Origin of the sequence: Mesorhizobium sp. B1-1-8, from assembly GCF_006442795.2 — a bacterium.
GTDB lineage: Bacteria > Pseudomonadota > Alphaproteobacteria > Rhizobiales > Rhizobiaceae > Mesorhizobium.
In genome coordinates this window covers 1,183,507-1,200,805 of sequence record NZ_CP083956.1, presented here as the reverse complement: position 1 = coordinate 1,200,805, position 17,299 = coordinate 1,183,507, and the positions used below count along the sequence as shown (strand labels likewise).

Below are 17,299 nucleotides of genomic sequence, written 5' to 3'. Positions count from 1 at the left end.
GTCAGCGAACACGGCAAAACCTTGATTCTTCCGACTTTTTGTGTTACACAAACGAAACATGCCGGTGACACAACGTCGATTTATGGCGCTAACGCCCCAAATCACTGAAAGGTGAGCTTCTCAATCCGGACCAGAGCGATCTGGGGCAGGCAGTCGCATTCGTGCGGTTTGCCGGTCTTGGCTTTATCCGGTGGGTTCATCTGTTGTGCGGCTAACGGTCGGTAGCCCGATCGCGTGAGTTTAGCCGGCACCGCCATGCCGGCGCTACAAAAGGAGTTCAGGGCGTATGGCAACGATAACCCCACAGAAGAAGTCCACCGCAGCCCGCCACGGGTTCAAGACCGGCGAGTTCATCGTCTATCCGGCGCATGGCGTCGGCCAGATCGTGTCCATCGACGAGCAGGAAGTCGCCGGCCACAAGCTGGAGCTGTTCGTCATCGACTTCCAGAAGGACAAGATGCGCCTCAAGGTGCCGGTCGCCAAGGCGACCTCCATCGGCATGCGCAAGCTGTCGGAAGAGGATTATGTCGAGCGCGCGCTGAAGGTCGTGCAGGGCCGCGCCCGCGTCAAGCGCACCATGTGGTCGCGCCGCGCCCAGGAATATGACGCCAAGATCAATTCCGGCGACCTGATCTCGATCTCGGAAGTGGTGCGCGATCTTTACCGCGCCGACAACCAGCCCGAGCAGTCCTATTCCGAACGCCAGCTTTACGAAGCCGCGCTCGACCGCATGGCCCGTGAGATCGCCGCCGTCAACCGCATGTCGGAAACCGAGGCGGTGCGCCTGATCGAGGTCAACCTCAACAAGGGCCCGAAGCGCGGCGCCAAGGCCGACAACGAGGAAGCCGAGCAGGAAGAAGCTGCCTGAGTTTTTCGTTCAGACTGAATGCGAAGAACCCGGCCAGGCGCCGGGTTTTTTGTTTGTGCACTCTCGCATACGGCGCTCCCCCTCACCCAGCCTCCGCTTCGCTCGGCTGACCTCTCCCCGAGGGGAGAGGAGGCTGTCAGCGCCGGCGCCAAGCTCTTCTCCCCGCCGGGGAGAAGGTGGCCGCGAAGCGGCCGGATGAGGGGCCGGCGCTGCCATATGCGATTGGCCCCACAAAGTGCAAAGGTAGGAGGGCTCAGCCGCCCGTTTCCCTCTGCGCCTCCTCCTGCCGCAGCGAGGCAATAAACCGCTTGGTCCGTTCGCGCTCCGGCGTGTCGAACACGTTGGCGGCCGGGCCTTTCTCGACGATGACGCCGGCATCGAGGAACACAACTTCCCGCGCGATCTTGGAGGCGAGCCGCAGGTCATGCGTGGCCATCACCATGGTCGTGCCTTCGCGCGCCAGCTGACCGAGCACGTCGACCACCTCCTGCGCCAGTTCCGGGTCGAGCGCCGAGGTCGGCTCGTCGCAAAGCAGCACCCTGGGCGACGGCGCCAGCGCGCGCGCGATCGCCACGCGCTGTTGCTGGCCGCCCGACAGCGTCGCCGGCCAGGCATCGGCCTTTTCGACCATGCCGACCTTTTCGAGCAGCGCCAGCGCCCGCTCCCGCGCCCTCGGCTGCGGCCATTTCAGCACCGTCACCAGCCCCTCCATGACATTCTCGATCGCTGTGCGATGCGGAAACAGCTGGAAGTTCTGGAACACCATGCCGGTCTGCAGGCGAACGCGCTGGATATCCTTTGCCGGCACCCTGCCGCCCGGCCGGAATTCCAGCGTCTCGTCGCCGATGCGCAAGGACCCGGAGGTCGGGATCTCCAGGAGGTTGATGCAGCGCAAAAGCGTGCTTTTCCCCCCGCCCGAAGGGCCGACCAGCGCCGTGACGCTGCCTTCGTCGATGCTGACGCTGACACCTTTCAGCACGAGATTTTCACCAAAGCGCTTTTCGATGTTGGTGAGGCCGATCATGCGTTGGCCTCCAGGAAGCCGCCATAGCGGTTGAGCCGCACCTCCAGCCGCGCCTGCAGCGCCGACAGCACGGAACTCATCGCCAGGTAAAGTGCGGCCGCCTCGACATAGAGGATCAGCGGCTCGTAGGTGGTGGCGACGATGCGCTGCGCGGCCTGGAACATTTCCGGCACCGTTATTGCGGCCGCCAGCGAAGTGTCCTTGACCAGCGAGATGAAAGTGTTGGAGAGCGGCGGCACCGCGACGCGGCCTGCTTGCGGCAGGATAGTGCGCCGCATCGCCTGGCTCCAGGTCATGCCGATCGAATAGGACGCCTCCCACTGCCCCTTCGGCACCGAGCCGATGACGGCGCGGATGATCTCCGACGTGTAGGCGCCGATGTTGAGCGTGAAGCCGATCAGCGCCGCGGGGAAGGCGTCGAGCAGGATGCCGACCGACGGCAGGCCGTAGAAGATCAGAAACAGTTGCACCAAAAGCGGCGTGCCGCGGAAGATCCAGACATAGAAGCGGGCGAGCAGCACCAGCGGCTTCGGACCGAACAGCCTGACCAGCGCCGTGACCAGCCCGGCGATGAGGCCGAGCGCGAAGGACAAAAGCGTCAGCGGCACGGTGAAGCTCAGCGCCGCCCAAAGCAGTGTCGGCAATGATTCCACCATCAATTGCAGCCAGTGCGGCACGGGGCGCTCCTCCTTCCGGACGCGATGGCCGCGTCGGCATTGCCAAGTAAATATCACGCGAAAACCGGCGGGCCGTCAAAAGACGGCCCGCCGGTTTGATATGCCGAGGCCGGTGGGTGCGCCTACTGCGAAACGTCCTGGCCGAAATAGGTGTCGGCGATCTTCTTGTAGGTGCCGTCGGCCTTGATGTCGGCCAGCGCCTTATTGATGGCGGCGACCAGTTCCGGATCGCCCTTGCGCACGATGACGCCGGAATAGTCGGCATTCTCTTCCTGCGCTGCGATCTTCACATTGGCGTCGGGCTTGTGCTTCTTGAAATCGAGGAAGGACAGGCTGTCGTTGATGGTGGCGTCGGCGCGGCCGGTCAGAAGCAGCTGGATCGACTGGTCGAAACCGTCGGTGCCGACCAGTTCGGCGCCATTCTGTTCGGCCAGCTTGCCGAAATTGGAGGTCAGCGACTGGGCCGACTTCTTGCCCTTGAGATCGGCGAAGGTCTTGATGTCGGTGTTATCGCCGCGCACGATCAGCACCGCCTTGGAGGCGATGTAGGGATCGGAGAAGTCGTACTTGGCCTTGCGGGCATCGGTGATGCCGACCTCGTTGATGACGGCGTCGTAGCGGTTGGCGTCGAGGCCGGCGATCAGGCCGTCCCACTTGCCCTCGAGGAATAGGGCCTTGACGCCGAGCTTGTCGGCGATCGCCTTGGCGATCTCGACGTCGAAGCCGACCAGCGCTCCGGAAGCGTCATGATAGGTGAAGGGCGCGTAAGTGCCTTCCGTGCCGACCTTGATGACGCCGGCCTGCTTGATCTGGTCGAGATTGGCGCCGGCGTGGCCGGCGGTGACCGCCAGGACCTGCAGCGTTCCGGCGATGAGAAGCGATTGAAGCCATTTCATTTTTCTGTGATCCCGTTTTGACCGATGCCCGGCGTAGTGTGAGAGCCGGAAACTGACAGATCGAAGCCCGCAAAATAAGGAACCAGATTTCAAAAATCATTCACTCCAGAAATCCGGTTCTCAAAAATGCGATTATGCCCGGCAAGCAAGCTCTCCGGACCGATAACAAAATCGTCGCTGCGGCGGCGGCTGTGGCCTCCGCTCTCGCGGAACCATTAACGCGTCTGGCACGTTGCAGGCTGTTGTAGGGCGCGGCGGCGTCATTTCAACCGTCAACAGTGCAACGACCGCCAACAGGAGCCGGCATGATCGAGGACGCGGCAGGACGGACACTGGTCCGTGCGGCAATGAGGGCTCCTTATCTCGAGCGCGACGAGGAGCATCTGTTGGCCTTGCGCTGGAAGGAAGAGAACGACCAGCACGCGCTGCACAGGATCACCGTCGCCCATATGCGACTGGTTATTTCCATGGCGTCGAAATTCCGCCATTACGGCCTGCCGCTCGGCGATCTGATCCAGGAAGGCCATGTCGGCCTGCTGGAAGCGGCGGCGCGTTTCGAGCCTGCGCGGGAAGTCCGCTTTTCCACTTATGCCACCTGGTGGATCCGCGCCTCGATGCAGGACTATATCCTGCGCAACTGGTCGATCGTGCGCGGCGGCACCAGCTCTGCGCAGAAGGCGCTGTTCTTCAACCTCAGGCGGCTTCGCGCCCGGCTGGCCAACGGCGCCGAGCCGATCTCCAACGCCTCGCTCTACCGTCAGGTCTCGGTGGCGCTCGGCGTGCCGGAAGCCGACGTGGCGATGATGGATTCGCGGCTGTCGGCTCCCGACAGTTCGCTCAACGCCCCGCTTGCCGACGAGAACGGCGCCGCCGAACGGATGGATTTCCTGGTCTCGGAGGATCCGCTTCCCGACGAGGTTGTCGGCGAAACGATCGACGTCGAGCGCCGCGCTGTCTGGCTGCGGAGCGCGCTCGGCGCGCTCAATGCCCGCGAGCTCCGGATCATCGAGGAACGCCGGCTGAGCGACGACGGCGCCACGCTGGAATCGCTTGGCGAGCAACTCGGCATCTCCAAGGAGCGCGTTCGCCAGATCGAGGCCCGCGCCATGGAAAAGCTGAAGCTGGCGCTGGTGAAGCAGAACCCCGAATTTCTCGCGGAAGCCGCCTGAAGCTGACGCAGCGACACGAAGTCGCCAAAAAGGCATCGCTCAGCCATCCGGCAGATCTTCTTCATCCGAATCTGCGGATTGTGAATTCTTTAACAGACCCTCGCGTCGTAAACTGCTTCCTAAACGCACCAGATCAGAGCGGATGGGGGGTTTGCCATGCTGCGGTGTTACGCGTTCCTTGCAGCCTTGATCCTCGTGGGCTTCACGGCGTTCGACGCTCACGCCGATCGAAGGGTTGCCCTTGTGATCGGCAATTCCGAATACCAACAAATCCCGGCGCTCAAGAATCCGGACAGGGATGCTCGTGACGTGGCGAACACGTTCCGGCTGGCCGGTTTCGACGTGTTCGTCGCCAAGGATCTCACCAAGCTCCAGTTCGAGGAGCGGTTCCGCCAGTATCTTGCGGCGGCCGACGGCGCCGACCTGGCTGTCGTCTATTATTCAGGCCATGGCTTCCAGATCGGCGGCGAGAACTTCCTGATCCCGGTCGATGCTTCGCTGAAGGACGCTGCCGACATTGAGGTCCAGGCGATCAAGCTTGACGACGTGCTTGAGCAGCTGCGCACGAAATCGAAGATCCAGGTCATCATCCTCGATGCCTGCCGCAACAATCCTTTCCCGCGCAAGGATTATTGGCTGAAGGACCAGTTGATCGTCGCCGGCGGCAGCGGTCTTGCGCAGGTGAAGAGCTCCCTGAACACCCTGATTGCCTTCGCCACGGAGCCCGGTGCGGTTGCCTATGACGGAACCGGCGACCTCAGTCCGTTCTCGTCTGCCTTTTCACGCCGCGCGCTGGCGCCGAACCAGGAGATACGCACGGTGATGGCGGCGGTTCGCCGCGACGTGGTCAAGGCCACCAACGGCAAGCAGGTTCCGTGGGAAAACTCCTCGCTGATCGATGACGTGGTGCTGGTGCGCAGCGAGAGCCTATCGGCAGCGGAGAAAATCCAGCCGTCGGGCGTCGGGCCTGTCGCGCTGAACCTGCCCGGCGGGGCCGCCGAGGCGATCGAAAGCCGCGACATCAGCATTCCTGTCGGCGTTGGCCCGGTTTCATTGAAGCTGGGCTTCCCGACCACGAATCCCGCGGTCAGCCTGAAGCTCGCGAGCTATCCGGCAACCGGCACGCTGTCCCTGCCGGATCGCACGCTGCCGCCTCAATCGAGCCTGACGGCCGATGAAATCGACAATTTGCGTTACGAGCCGCAGATCGGCTCGGCAACTCCTGTCGAAATTGGCTTCGAAATCCGCGCCGGCAACGCGTCCAGGCCGGCGACGATGAAACTGTCGCCAAGCCTCAATCCCTGCGACCAGGCCGCGGGCGCACCGCTGGACCTGCAAGGCGTCGTCCCCGGCAGGTCGCCGAACGAGATCGGTGGCGCGGCTGTCGAGGCCTGCGAGGCGGCGGTGAAGGCCTACCCCGATGTCGCCCGCTTTCACTACGAGCTCGGACGGGCGCTGCTGGCGGCCGGCAAGGTCGGCGAGGCCGCGAAGGCCATTCAGGAAGCCGCCGACAAGGGACATGTCCGCGCCGTCTTCGAGCTTGGCTCCATCGCCTCGTCCGGAATAGGGACGGCCGTAGACCCAGCGAAGGCGAGCGGCTTCTATTCGCGAGCTTCCGACAAGGGAGACCCCTATGCCATGGCCGCCTGGGGACGCGCCTTGTTCAATGGTCTCGGCGTCCAGCGCGATACCGGCAAAGGGCTGGACCTGCTGCTCAAGGCGGCGGCGATGGGGCATGTCAATGCCATGAACGATCTCGCGCTGATCTTCCAGGAAGGCCGCAATGGCGTGCCCGCCGATCCGGCCCGCGCCCTGGCCTTCCTCAAAGCCGGCATCGAGCGGCAGGGCGTGTATTCGATGAGCATTCTCGGCCTCCCCGCGCGCAGCGCCTCAACGGTCGCGGTGTGCAAGCCCAAGGTCGTGCGAAAAATAGTCACGAAGATAAAGGTGGTCCATATACCCACGCCCACGATGCCGGAGGTCTTCCAGACACCGGTCAAGCCAAGACAGAACGACGCCGGACCGGCGCCTTGGCGTGGCAGCGACGGCGATCATCCCGAGCCTCGCGGCAGCACCGGCGGCGGCTCTCAAGGCAGCAGCGGCAGCACTGATACCGGCAGCAGCGTCGGCTCTGACAGAGTCAGCACAGGGCTCTAACTAACGGATAGCTGCAGCGATGGCATAAGTGGGGTCAATAGCGGGCCTGCTTCCTTGGCGGTGGCCACGTGACCCCGGGCGCCAGCGCTACTTGTCGGTGACGATCTTGACCTTGTCGCCGGCCGACACCGACGCACCAGGCGACATTGCGTTCAGCACGCGGAAAAGATCGAGCTTGCGGTCGACGCCGACCATCTGCGCGGAAAGCGAGCCCATGGTCTGGCCCGCCTGCACGGTGACCACCCTTATATGCAGCGGCTTCAGCGCTGCTTTCTCGGCAGCGCTCAAGGTGCGGAAGGAGCCGCTGACCGAGCGCGCCACCGGCTCCAGCGTGGTGCTGGTCGAGGGTGCCGCGGTCAGCAGCCGGTAGACCTGCCCGCCGGCGCGGATCACCGCGATATCGAACTGCCAGCCTTGCGCGCTGGCATGCGCCATCGCCGCTTCGTTGCCGTTGATCGTTTCTTGTCGCACGCTCGTGTCGTCCAGCCCGGCCACCCAGCCGCTGCGGATGTAGTCGGTCAACGACATCGACTTGTTGATCGCCACGCCGTCGAAGCGGATGGCGATGTCGCCCGGCCCGGTCGCGGTCACCGCGGCCGCCGAATTGTCGATGACAAAACCGTCCGGCACCGAGAACGATACGCCAAGGCCCGGATGCAGGAAGGTCTGGCCGCGCACATAGCCTTCTTCCGGCGTATCGCCGTAAAGCAGGCCGTCGATGCCGGCGAGGAAAGCATCGCGGTCGCGTGTGCCGACACCCGGCGGGCCGAAGTTGCGGGCCAGGCGCTGCGCCAGTTCGATACGTTGAGGCGTGTTCGGGTGCGTGGCCAGGAAGTCGAGACTGGGGTCGGTTGCGCCGCTGACCGAGCGGAAATCCGTATAGGCCGACATAGACTGCAGGAAGCGGCCGGCGGCATAGGGATCATAGCCCGCCTCGCCGATCGACTTGATGCCGATGGCGTCGGCCTGCAGTTCCTGGTTGCGCGAGAACTGCGCCAGCCTCAGCTTGCCGCGGATCAGCGCCGCCTTGGCGGTCGGACTGTCGCCGAGCACGTCCGAGACGACCTTGGTCGCCAGCCCTTCTTCGGCCTCGAGCTGCTGCCGCTGCAGCCCGTGATTGGCGGTGACGTGACCCATCTCATGCGCGATGACCGCCGCAAGCTCCGAGGAATCATTGGCCAGCGCCAGAAGGCCGCGCGTCACATAGAGATAGCCGCCCGGCAGCGCGAAGGCGTTGACGTTGGGCGAATTGAGAATGGTGATGCGATAGGTCTGCGTAGGGTTGGCGGACACCACGGTCAGGCTGCCGACGACCTTGGCCACCATGCGTTCGAGCTTCGGATCGGAATATTCGCCGCCATAGGTGGCCAGGATGCGCGGATGCTGCGCTTTCGCCATCTCGGCGAGCTTGGCATTGGCGACGACATTGTCGACCGTGATCGGCTTGTCGGAAGGCTGGAAGCCGTTCTCCTGCACGTCCGGGGGCGTGAACATCTGGCAGCTGGCCAGCGCCACGGCGAAGCCGGCCATCGCGAAGAATCGCGCCAGCGGCTTCATCCACACCTTCTTAGCGCCGCTCGACAGGTCGGCTTCCTTTCCAAATCTTTCGGCAAATCACGGCCCAGCCGGACCAGCATGGCCGGACCTAGCCATACTCCCCCGGACAAGGCAAGGAAACGCCGGATCGCCCATTGCCGGTTTGGCCATAAATTATGTCCGCTTCCGGGCAATATGTTGTGATCCGGCAACGGTGCCGCCTCGATCGCCGATATAGCGCCGGAAGGCATCCGGTCCAGAGCGCTCGAAGAAATCATCGGCCGGCCCGCTTGCGGCGATCGTCCCTTCGTCGAGGAAGGCCATATCCTGGCCGATGCGGCGCGCATCTTGCGGCTGATGGGTGACGAAAAGCACCGTCATCCGCCGCTCGGCATGGATGCCGGCCACGAGGTCGAGCATGTCGTCGCGCAGCGCCGGACCGAGCGAGGCGAAGGGCTCGTCGAGCAACAGCACCGGCCGGTCGCGCAGCAGCACCCGCGCCAGCGCGACGCGCTGCCGTTCGCCGCCGGAAAGTTCGCGCGGCAGGCGCTTTTCCTTGCCGGCCAGCCCAACCCGCGCCAGCGCCTCGGCGACGTCGGCGCGATCGGTATCGCCGAGCTTCAGCGACGGCGAGCGGCCGAGCCCGACATTGGCTTCGACGGAAAGATGCGCAAACAAATTGTTTTCCTGGAACACCATCGACACCGGCCGCGCCGAAGGCGGCACCGCGCCGACATCGAGCCCGCCGATCCTCACCTTGCCCCCATTGGGCGATTCGAAGCCGGCTATCAAATTGAGCAGCGTCGACTTTCCCGACCCGCTCGGCCCCATGATGGCGGTGATCCTGCCGGCGGCGAATTCGGCATCAAAGCGGAACGACGCCTCGCCATAGCTGAACGAAACGCCGTCCAGCGCCACGGCCAGGCCCTTGTCGGCGACAATGCCACTGGTGGTCGCTGTCATGACCTTGTTTCCCGGCCCAGCCAGTCGGCGGCTATCACCAGCATCAGGCAGACCAGGCCGAGCAGCAAGGCAAGTCCCGCGGCGTCGGCTGTCCGGTAGCTGCTCATGCGCGCCAAAAGCAGATAGGGCAAGGTCTGCACGGAATCGCTGCCGAACAGCGCGATCACGCCGAGATCGCCGAGCGACAGCGCCATGGCGAAGGCAAAGCCGGTGGCAAGCGGCCGCCTGAGCGACGGCCAGTCGATCAGGCGCAGCCGGTTCCAGCCGCAGATGCCGAGCGCCAGGCAAAGCCGCTCATGGCGTTCGCTCGCCGCATCGTAGGCGGGACGAACGGCGCGGATGACGAAAGGCATCGCCATCACCGCATTGACGGTGACGACCATGACCGGCGCGACGGCAAAGACGTCCGTGACGCCGCGCAACAGGAGAAACCAGCCGGCGCCGACGACGATCGGCGGCACCACGAGCACGAAACCGGCGCCGGTATCCGTGGCATGTTCGAGCAACGATGTGGTGCCGGCACGCCGCCGCAAGGCAAGCGCGCGCCGGGCCGCGATCAGCGCCAGCGACAACATCACGGCAACCAGCGCCGAGAGAAAGGCGAGCCCGGCGCTGGTGAGCGTTGCCCGCCGTACGGCTTCTTCGCCGGCCAGCCGGCCAAGATCGGCCTCCAATCCTGCCGCCACCGTCGCCGCCATCGGTCCGGCGACGAACAGCAGGGCAAGCGCGATCAGGCCGGCGTTCAGTGCGGTTTCAAGCCTGCCCGCCGCGAGATAGCGGCGCGGCGCCACCGGCAGATTGGCATCGCCGACCGTATTGGCGCCAAGCCGCGTCAGGGCAATGACCACGATAAGGGTGAGAACGACCTGCAGAAGCGTCAGTGCCACGGCCCGCGCGGGATCGAAATCGAAGCGCAGCGACTGGTAGATTGCGACTTCCAGCGTCGTGGCCGCCGGCCCGCCGCCCAGCGTCAGCACGATGGTGAAGGAGGTGATGCAGAGCATGAAAATCAGCCCGGCGACCCCCGGCAGGGCCGCGCGCAGCGCCGGCCATTCGATCAGGCGGAATGAAGGCGCCGCCCCCATGCCAAGCTGGCTCGCCAGCCGCCACTGGTCGGTCGGCACTGTACCCAGCGCTTCAAGAAACAGCCGCGTCGCCAGAGGCAAGTTGAAGAAGACATGGGCGGTCAGGATGCCGGACAGGCCGTAGATGCCGGGCCATTCCCCACTGCCGAGACGGCCAAGAATGCCGGCGAAATAACCGGCACGGCCATAAAGCGCCAAGACGCCGAGGGCGGCGACGATTGCCGGCAAGGCCAGCGGCACGGTGAAGAGCTGCAGAATCAGGCCGCGCCCGGGAAAGCCTGGATGCCTGGACAGAGCCCGTGCCACCAGCAGCGCCGGGCCAACTGACAACAGCGTCGATAACAGCGCCTGCCACAGCGTGAAGCGTGCGACGCGGACGAGATAGCTGTCGAAGGCGGCGACAGCGCCGGACAGGTCGTGCACGCCTTCGAGGATGAGCCCGGCGAAGGCGCCGCCGATCAGCAAGGCGATTGCCGCGAGGGCGACGATGCCGGCGGGGATGCGGGAGTCAGGGCGCGGCGCGGACTGCACGCTGCACCACTTGGATTTGAGCTAGCGAACGCCGCGTTCCTTCGCGCCCCCCTCTGTCCTCCGCAGCAACTGCGGAGGACGGGCAGGACAGAGGGGGGCGCCGTAGAGCGATCATCTTGCGCGAATAGCAATCCTACCTGCTCATCACCGCCAGCCATTCATCCATCCATGCCTTGCGGTTGGCCGCAACCTCCTCGGGGCTGAACAGCAAGGTTTTGCTCGGCTTTACCAGTTTGTCGAAGGCCGGATTGAGCGGCTTGTCGGTCTTGCCGGCCGGGAACATCCAGTTGGTCTCGGGAATGATGTCCTGGAATTTCGGCCCGGTCATGAAGGCGATGAAATTTTGCGCCAGCGGGTTCTTCGCGCCCGTGGTGGTGATGCCGGCGACCTCGATCTGCAGATACTCGCCCTCGTCGAAGGACGCCGCCTGGTAGCGCTGGGTGTTTTCGGCGACCATGTGGTAGGCCGGCGAGGTGGTGTAGGACAACACCATCGGCGCTTCGCCCTTGGTGAACAGGCCATAGGCCTCGCTCCAGCCCGGCGTCACGGTAAGCACTTTCGGCTTGAGCTTGGCCCAGGCCTCCGGCGCCTTGTCGCCATAGACCGATTTCACCCACAAGAGCAGGCCGAGGCCCGGTGTCGAGGTGCGCGGATCCTGGATGACGATCTTGTCGGACGCACTGCCCTCGACCAGTTCCTTCAGGCTTTTCGGCGGGTTTTTCAGCTTTTCGGTGTCGTAGACGACAGCGAAATAGCCGTAGTCGAAGGGCACGAAGGTATCGTCGCTCCAACTGCCCGGCACGTTGATGCCGGACACCGCGCCATGCGGCACGAACAGGCCGCTCGCCTTGGCGTCGGCGGTGAGATTGGTGTCGAGGCCGAGCACGACATCGGCCTTGGTGCCCGCGCCCTCCAGCTTGACGCGATTGAGCAGCGCGACGCCGTCGGCGACCGAGACGAAGTCGAGATCGCAGCCGCATTCGGCCTCGAATTCCTTCTTCACCGCGGGTCCTGGACCCCAATCGGCGGTGAAGCTTTCATAGGTGTAGACGGTGAGCTTGTCCTTCGCGGCGGCGGGCGCAGCCCCCGCCAGAAGCGACAGGCCCAAGGCCAGGATCAGATGGGACAAAAATCCGCGCATCGGCGCCTCCTTCGTTCACGTTGAAAGGAATTGAGGCGTCGGATGGTCCGAAACGTCTAATCCCTCCGCCGGTACAAACCGGATCAGGTTCAGCGGGTTGGCCTCTTGCCTCTCAGCCGGTTCGCGAAGTCAGCGTCCGGCACCCCGTTAGAGCGGCTTGAGACATAGGCCCGGCCCGAGCGGCGCGCAAGCGGAAGTTTGCCGGACATCCAATCGGCCCGGCTTCCGTTTCATCGGCCGGACTGGTAAGGGCGACGCGACATGAGCACATTCACCATCCTGCTTGGCGGCGAACTCATCCGCACGCCTCGGCTCGAGCGCCAGATCGAAGGCTCGCGCGTCATCGCCGCCGATGCCGGCATCGGCCATGCCCGCATGCTGGGCCTGATCCCGGAGCTCTGGGTCGGCGATTTCGACTCGGTGCCGGCGAACCTGCCGGACGGCCTCGCTTCCGTGCCGCGAAAGACATTCCCAGCCGAGAAGGACAAGACGGACGGCGAACTCGCAATCGCCGAGGCGCTCGAACGCGGCGCCACCAGCCTGGTGCTGGCCGGCGCCTTTGGCGGCAAGCGCGCCGACCATGCCTTTCTGCACCTGGCGCTTGGGCTTCGGCTGGCGGAGGCCGGCACGACGGTGCTGTTGACCAGCGGCGCGCAGGAAGGTGTTCCCATCCTGCTGGGAAAAGCCCGCTTCGACTATGCCGACGGCACGCTGTTTTCGGTGCTCGGCTTTTCCGACCTCGCCGGCCTGACGGTCTCCGGCGCCAAATGGCCGCTCGACAATGTCGGGGTGGCGTTCGGCTCGTCGCTGACTATATCAAACGAAGTCAAAGGGCGGCTGGAGATCGCGCTGGAGCGCGGCCGGGCGCTGCTCCTGGCGCATCCCTATCCTCTGCCTGAAAGCTGACATGGCCCCGCCTCTTCTCAATCTCGACGGGATAAAGCTGACTTTCGGCGGCACGCCGCTGCTCGACGGCGCCGAACTCAGCGCTTCGGCCGGTGAGAAGATCGCGCTGGTCGGCCGCAACGGTTCGGGCAAGTCAACGCTGCTCAAGATCGCCGCCGGGCTGATCGAGCCGCAGGACGGCGAGGTCTTCCGCCAGCCTTCGGCGACCGTCCGCTACCTGCCGCAGATGCCCGACATGGATGGCTTTGCGACCGTGCGCGCCTATGTCGAGGCCGGTCTGGGTCCGGCAGACGACCCGCATCGCGCCACCTATCTGATGGAGCATCTCGGCCTTTCCGGCGAAGAGCGGCCCGACGACCTTTCCGGCGGCGAGGCGCGCCGCGCCGCCCTTGCCCGCGTCATGGCGCCCGAGCCCGACATTCTGCTGCTCGATGAGCCGACTAACCATCTCGATTTGTCGGTCATCGAATGGCTGGAAGAGGAACTTGCCCGCACCTCCTCGGCGGTGATCCTGATCTCGCACGACCGCCGTTTTCTCGAGCGCGTCTCGCGCGCCACCGTATGGCTCGACCGTGGCCGGACGCGGCGGCTGGACAAGGGTTTTGCGCATTTCGAGGAATGGCGCGACCAGGTGCTCGAGGACGAAGAGCGCGAGCAGCACAAGCTCGGCCGCCAGATCGTGCGCGAGGAGCATTGGCTGCGCTACGGCGTGACGGCGCGGCGCAAGCGCAACATGCGTCGCCTCGGCGAGTTGCAGGCCATGCGCCAGCGCCACCGCAGCCATCGCGGCGCCGAGGGTACTGCCACCATGGTGGCCAGCGACGCCGCCGAATCCGGCAAGTTGGTGATCGAGGCGAAAAACATCGACAAGAGTTTTGGCGACCTCACCGTGGTCAAGGGATTTTCAACCCGCATTCAGCGCGGCGACCGCGTCGGCCTGGTCGGCCCGAACGGCGCCGGCAAGACGACGTTGTTGAAGATGCTGACCGGCGAGTTGGCGCCGGATGCCGGCTCGGTACGGCTCGGCGTCAATCTGGAAATTGCGACCCTCGACCAGAAGCGCGAGGCGGTCGACCCGCAGGAGACGCTGGCGCACTACCTCACCGACGGGCGCGGCGAGAACCTCGTCGTCAATGGCGAGCAGCGCCATGTCGTCTCCTACATGAAGGATTTCCTGTTCAAGCCGGAACAGGCACGCACGCCAGTGCGCGAGCTTTCCGGCGGCGAACGGGCGCGGCTGCTGCTGGCGCGTGTGCTGGCCAGGCCGGCGAACCTGCTTGTGCTCGATGAGCCGACCAACGATCTCGACATGGAGACGCTGGAGCTGCTACAGGAGCTTGTCGCCGGCTTTGCCGGAACGGTCATTCTGGTCAGCCACGACCGCGATTTCCTCGACCGCACCGTCACCAGCGTGATTGCGCCCGACGGCGGCGGCCGCTGGATCGAATATGCCGGCGGCTATTCCGACATGCTGGCGCAGCGCGGCGGCTCGAAGCTGGAGGATCGCAAGGCAAGACCGAAGCCGGACGCCGGCGAGACGACGGCGGCCAAGGCGGAGCAAGCGGCCCCGAAAGGTCCGGCGAAGAAACTGTCGTTCAAGCAGAAATTCGCGCTGGACTCTCTGCCCAGGAAGATCGAGGCGGTGACGGCCTCGATCTCCAGGCTGGAGAACAACATCGCCGATCCCTCTTTCTATGAACGCGACCCGGTCTCGTTCCAGAAGACCATCGCCGCGCTCGACAAAGAACGCACCACACTTGCGGCGCTGGAAGAAGAGTGGCTGGAACTGGAGATGCTGCGGGAGGAGATGGAGGGCTGAGGGCCGCCCGTTGCATGGCCGGAGGCATGCGCATATAGTATGCGCATCGAGGAGGTTGTCATGCGGAAGATAGCCGCGAACGCCGTTCGCCAGCCGGCAAATCTGTCGATCGACTCCAAGCTCATGGCCGAAGCCAAAGGGCTCAATGTCAACGTCTCACGCGCCGCCGAAGCCGGGATAGCGGAAGCGGTTGCCGCGGAAAAAACGCGGCTGTGGAAGCTCGAGAACCGCACCACGATGGATGCCTGGAACGACTATATCGAAAAGCATGGCATCCCGCTCAAAGAACATCGGCAGTTCTGATGGCGCGTTATGACGTGTTTGTCGCCAGCGGCGTCGAAGGCGGCTACCTTCTCGACGTTCAATCCGACCTGCTGGACCATTTCACGACACGGGTGGTCGTCCCGCTCCTGCCACTTACCGCAGCGCCGCCCTCCATGCGCAAGCTCCACCCCATCTTTGAAATCAATGGGCGCAAGCTGGTCATGGCCACCCATCTGATCGCCACGGTCTCGACAGTGGAACTGGGCGAGAGCCGATTGAATCTGATGCGGCATCAGGATGAGATCGTCGCGGCTCTCGATATGCTGTTCCAGGGCTTTTGAGGGCGAAAGCCTCGAAATCGAGGCTCCCGTGTTCACCCCGACGTCTTCGCTGCCCAGGCCTTCAGCGCTTCGTCGAACACCTTCTCGCCGGGAATGCCCTTTTCCATGGTCAGCAACGCGCGGCGTCCGGTCTTGTAGACGACCGGCACGTCGATCCAGTCCTGGCCCCTGAGCAATGTCAGGTTGGCGTCCTCGTCGGCCTTGGTGTCGTTGAGCGCGACCAGGAAGAAGCCGTCGGCGATCTTGGCCGGAATGCCGATCAGCGGGCTGCCGGCATCCTGCTCGGAGCTCTTCATGGCGATGCGCAAAATGTTGTCGACGCCGCCGCCGTCAAAGCCTTCCGGCGTCAGGAAGATCATCTCGACGATATGGCTGGCCGGCAACGTCTGGTCGGTGTTGCGCCGGATCGTCATGCGCAGCTGGATGTCCTTGCCGGGAATGGTCGCCTCGGCCCGGATTGCCGGCTCCGGTGGCAGGTCGCCGCCGGGCGATTCCTGCACCAGCGACCAAACGATGCTGCCGGGCTCGGCCGTGCCTTGCTGGGTGCTGGTTTTCTCCTCATAGAAGATCGCCTTCTGGCCGACCGGCACGCTGGCTTGGGCAGCCGCGGGCGCCGGCGCGGCCGGCTTCGTCGTGGCCGCAGCGGGTGGCGTCGTAGCCGGCGCGGCTGGCGTGCCCGCCGCAGGCGGCGTTGTGGCTGGCGCGGAAGGTGCCGTCGCAGCCGCAGGAGGCGTCGCTCGGGCAGCGGGCGCAGCCGGATTGGCAGCCGCTGCCGGAGGCGTGGCTGCAGCGGGAGGCGGGGTCGTCCCGGGCGCCGGAGTGGCCGGAGCCGGTGCGCTGCCGCCAGCAGCGGCAGGCGGGGTCGCCGGAGCAGGCGTGACCGGCGGCGGCGTGGTCAGTGCCGCGACCGATTCGCCTTCGCCGATCGTGCTTTGCCCGGCGGCCGGACCAGGATCGGTCTCCTTGCCCTCAGGCGTCAGGCGCTGGGTGAACTTGGTTGTTTCGGCCGGCTCGCTGGTGCCGGCTGCGGGCGGAGCGGCTGCCGTCTCGGCGGCCGGTTTAGCCGGAGCGGGCTTGACCAGCGGCTCGGTCGAGACCGTCTTGCTGCTGCCGCCGCCCTTCGAGCCCAGCAGGGAGCCGAAGGCATCCTTGTTCAGCCAGATGCCGTAACCGCCGCCGGCGATCACCAGCAGCGCAATAACGGCCGCGATCAAACCGCCATAGCCGCGTTTGCGCGCCGGCTGGCGCAGCCGCTGAAAGGTGTCGGCCGCCGGCTGTTCGTCGCTGGCGAAAACGTCGCTATCGTCATCGGCATCAGCCGCATTCATTTCCGCAAGACCGACATCGTCCTCGCGCGGCGAGGGCATCGGCGGCGGCGGTGCTTTCTGCCAGCCCGGTTCCGTCTTCGCCACGCTTTGCCAGCTCGGCTCCGATTTCGTTGCGCCTTGCCGGCTCGGTTCCGTCTCGGCAGGGGTCGGCACCGGCTTGAAGGATTCCGACCTGGCCGGTTCGGACCTGGCGGGCTCGGGCTTTGCCTGCGGCTGCCGGGCATGGCTCGGCTGGTTCTTGTTGCGGTCGATGGAGGAGAAAATATGCTCCAGCTCCGCCAGCGGATCCTCCGCCGGTGCCGGTTTAGCCGGAGCGGGTTTGGCATACTCCCGTTCGACGCTCGAAATGGCATCTTCGAGCGAGCGCTTCTGTTTGCTGACGACATCGGCGGACAAAGGCGGAGAATAATTAGCGAGTTTCTTCGCCAGTGCCGTACGCGCATTCTCGTAAAACCGCTTGCGCAGCTCGGACGAGGGCTCGCCGTGCTTCTCAAGCTGCCTTTTTAGAACACCAACGAAATCTGCCATGCGTCAGTCGACCTGCATTGTGTTCCGGGCGGGCTTCAGCAAATCAGCTACACGTCCCGGAAGGGC

16 protein-coding genes and 1 riboswitch are annotated in these 17,299 nt (G+C 64.9%); of the genes, 7 read left to right on the top strand and 9 right to left on the bottom strand.

From position 1 onward, the window contains the following. Positions 1–286 precede the first annotated feature (286 nt). Positions 287–868: a CarD family transcriptional regulator gene (locus FJ974_RS05900; RefSeq protein ID WP_015315301.1), complete on the top strand. Its 582-nt coding sequence runs from the start codon at positions 287–289 to the stop codon at positions 866–868. A gap of 253 nt (positions 869–1,121) precedes the next feature. Here FJ974_RS05900 and FJ974_RS05895 read toward each other — a convergent pair whose 3' ends face one another. The 3 genes from FJ974_RS05895 to FJ974_RS05885 all read right to left on the bottom strand — a co-directional run bounded on the left by FJ974_RS05895 (position 1,122) and on the right by FJ974_RS05885 (position 3,465). Beyond that, positions 1,122–1,892 (bottom strand): amino acid ABC transporter ATP-binding protein, encoded by a 771-nt coding sequence (locus tag FJ974_RS05895; RefSeq protein ID WP_140536050.1) that lies wholly within the window; start codon positions 1,890–1,892, stop codon positions 1,122–1,124. Continuing rightward, complete coding sequence (locus FJ974_RS05890; protein ID WP_140536047.1) at positions 1,889–2,569, bottom strand: ABC transporter permease subunit; 681 nt, start codon at positions 2,567–2,569, stop codon at positions 1,889–1,891. Before FJ974_RS05890 ends, FJ974_RS05895 begins: the two co-directional genes overlap by 4 nt. 122 nt (positions 2,570–2,691) lie before the next feature. After that, complete coding sequence (locus FJ974_RS05885; protein ID WP_140536045.1) at positions 2,692–3,465, bottom strand: amino acid ABC transporter substrate-binding protein; 774 nt, start codon at positions 3,463–3,465, stop codon at positions 2,692–2,694. A gap of 305 nt (positions 3,466–3,770) precedes the next feature. Between FJ974_RS05885 and FJ974_RS05880 the strand changes: the two genes are divergently transcribed. After that, positions 3,771–4,634, top strand: coding sequence for an RNA polymerase factor sigma-32 (locus FJ974_RS05880; protein ID WP_140536042.1), 864 nt, complete (start codon positions 3,771–3,773; stop codon positions 4,632–4,634). Positions 4,635–4,673: 39 nt separating this feature from the next. Here the strand turns inward: FJ974_RS05880 and FJ974_RS05875 are convergent, their stop codons facing one another. Next, positions 4,674–4,904 carry a hypothetical protein gene (locus FJ974_RS05875; RefSeq protein ID WP_181177221.1) on the bottom strand — a complete coding sequence of 77 codons (231 nt, stop codon included), beginning with the start codon at positions 4,902–4,904 and terminating at the stop codon, positions 4,674–4,676. Between FJ974_RS05875 and FJ974_RS05870 the strand changes: the two genes are divergently transcribed. Further along, positions 4,791–6,791, top strand: coding sequence for a caspase family protein (locus FJ974_RS05870; protein WP_140536039.1), 2,001 nt, complete (start codon positions 4,791–4,793; stop codon positions 6,789–6,791). The genes FJ974_RS05875 and FJ974_RS05870 overlap by 114 nt on opposite strands. A gap of 87 nt (positions 6,792–6,878) precedes the next feature. Here the strand turns inward: FJ974_RS05870 and FJ974_RS05865 are convergent, their stop codons facing one another. The 4 genes from FJ974_RS05865 to thiB all read right to left on the bottom strand — a co-directional run bounded on the left by FJ974_RS05865 (position 6,879) and on the right by thiB (position 12,047). Further along, the gene (locus tag FJ974_RS05865; protein WP_140536037.1) at positions 6,879–8,348 is read right to left on the bottom strand and encodes a M48 family metalloprotease; all 1,470 of its coding nucleotides are present in this window, start codon (positions 8,346–8,348) and stop codon (positions 6,879–6,881) included. Positions 8,349–8,501: 153 nt separating this feature from the next. Beyond that, positions 8,502–9,290 (bottom strand): thiamine ABC transporter ATP-binding protein, encoded by a 789-nt coding sequence (gene thiQ, locus FJ974_RS05860; RefSeq protein WP_140536034.1) that lies wholly within the window; start codon positions 9,288–9,290, stop codon positions 8,502–8,504. After that, positions 9,287–10,906, bottom strand: coding sequence for a thiamine/thiamine pyrophosphate ABC transporter permease (gene thiP, locus FJ974_RS05855; protein ID WP_140536032.1), 1,620 nt, complete (start codon positions 10,904–10,906; stop codon positions 9,287–9,289). Before thiP ends, thiQ begins: the two co-directional genes overlap by 4 nt. Positions 10,907–11,039: 133 nt before the next feature. Next, positions 11,040–12,047, bottom strand: coding sequence for a thiamine ABC transporter substrate binding subunit (gene thiB / locus FJ974_RS05850; protein WP_140536029.1), 1,008 nt, complete (start codon positions 12,045–12,047; stop codon positions 11,040–11,042). Positions 12,048–12,090: 43 nt separating this feature from the next. Beyond that, positions 12,091–12,204: riboswitch (TPP riboswitch) on the bottom strand. Positions 12,205–12,308: 104 nt separating this feature from the next. On the opposite strand from thiB, the gene FJ974_RS05845 reads away from it, so the two are divergent. The 4 genes from FJ974_RS05845 to FJ974_RS05830 are packed head-to-tail and all read left to right on the top strand — an operon-like array spanning position 12,309 to position 15,377. Next, on the top strand, positions 12,309–12,953 hold the full coding sequence (locus FJ974_RS05845; RefSeq protein WP_140536027.1) for a thiamine diphosphokinase: 645 nt from the start codon (positions 12,309–12,311) through the stop codon (positions 12,951–12,953). 1 nt (position 12,954) lies between these two features. Next, positions 12,955–14,772 (top strand): ABC-F family ATP-binding cassette domain-containing protein, encoded by a 1,818-nt coding sequence (locus FJ974_RS05840; RefSeq protein ID WP_140536024.1) that lies wholly within the window; start codon positions 12,955–12,957, stop codon positions 14,770–14,772. 60 nt (positions 14,773–14,832) lie between these two features. After that, positions 14,833–15,075 carry a type II toxin-antitoxin system CcdA family antitoxin gene (locus FJ974_RS05835; protein ID WP_140536022.1) on the top strand — a complete coding sequence of 81 codons (243 nt, stop codon included), beginning with the start codon at positions 14,833–14,835 and terminating at the stop codon, positions 15,073–15,075. Next, complete coding sequence (locus FJ974_RS05830) at positions 15,075–15,377, top strand: CcdB family protein (protein ID WP_140536019.1); 303 nt, start codon at positions 15,075–15,077, stop codon at positions 15,375–15,377. The genes FJ974_RS05835 and FJ974_RS05830 overlap by 1 nt, the downstream gene beginning before the upstream one ends. A gap of 32 nt (positions 15,378–15,409) precedes the next feature. On the opposite strand, the gene FJ974_RS05825 is transcribed toward FJ974_RS05830, so the two are convergent. Beyond that, on the bottom strand, positions 15,410–17,233 hold the full coding sequence (locus tag FJ974_RS05825) for a hypothetical protein (protein ID WP_140536016.1): 1,824 nt from the start codon (positions 17,231–17,233) through the stop codon (positions 15,410–15,412). Between the last annotated feature and the right edge of the window lie 66 nt (positions 17,234–17,299).

Coding starts and splice junctions, on each gene's coding strand:
- FJ974_RS05885 (WP_140536045.1), bottom strand. CDS start 3,465: ATGAAATGGCTTCAATCGCTTCTCATCGCCGGAACGCTGCAGGTCCTG.
- FJ974_RS05845 (WP_140536027.1), top strand. CDS start 12,309: ATGAGCACATTCACCATCCTGCTTGGCGGCGAACTCATCCGCACGCCT.
- FJ974_RS05880 (WP_140536042.1), top strand. CDS start 3,771: ATGATCGAGGACGCGGCAGGACGGACACTGGTCCGTGCGGCAATGAGG.
- FJ974_RS05825 (WP_140536016.1), bottom strand. CDS start 17,233: ATGGCAGATTTCGTTGGTGTTCTAAAAAGGCAGCTTGAGAAGCACGGC.
- FJ974_RS05870 (WP_140536039.1), top strand. CDS start 4,791: ATGCTGCGGTGTTACGCGTTCCTTGCAGCCTTGATCCTCGTGGGCTTC.
- FJ974_RS05895 (WP_140536050.1), bottom strand. CDS start 1,892: ATGATCGGCCTCACCAACATCGAAAAGCGCTTTGGTGAAAATCTCGTG.
- thiB (WP_140536029.1), bottom strand. CDS start 12,047: ATGCGCGGATTTTTGTCCCATCTGATCCTGGCCTTGGGCCTGTCGCTT.
- FJ974_RS05865 (WP_140536037.1), bottom strand. CDS start 8,348: ATGAAGCCGCTGGCGCGATTCTTCGCGATGGCCGGCTTCGCCGTGGCG.
- FJ974_RS05840 (WP_140536024.1), top strand. CDS start 12,955: ATGGCCCCGCCTCTTCTCAATCTCGACGGGATAAAGCTGACTTTCGGC.
- FJ974_RS05835 (WP_140536022.1), top strand. CDS start 14,833: ATGCGGAAGATAGCCGCGAACGCCGTTCGCCAGCCGGCAAATCTGTCG.
- thiQ (WP_140536034.1), bottom strand. CDS start 9,290: ATGACAGCGACCACCAGTGGCATTGTCGCCGACAAGGGCCTGGCCGTG.
- FJ974_RS05900 (WP_015315301.1), top strand. CDS start 287: ATGGCAACGATAACCCCACAGAAGAAGTCCACCGCAGCCCGCCACGGG.
- FJ974_RS05830 (WP_140536019.1), top strand. CDS start 15,075: ATGGCGCGTTATGACGTGTTTGTCGCCAGCGGCGTCGAAGGCGGCTAC.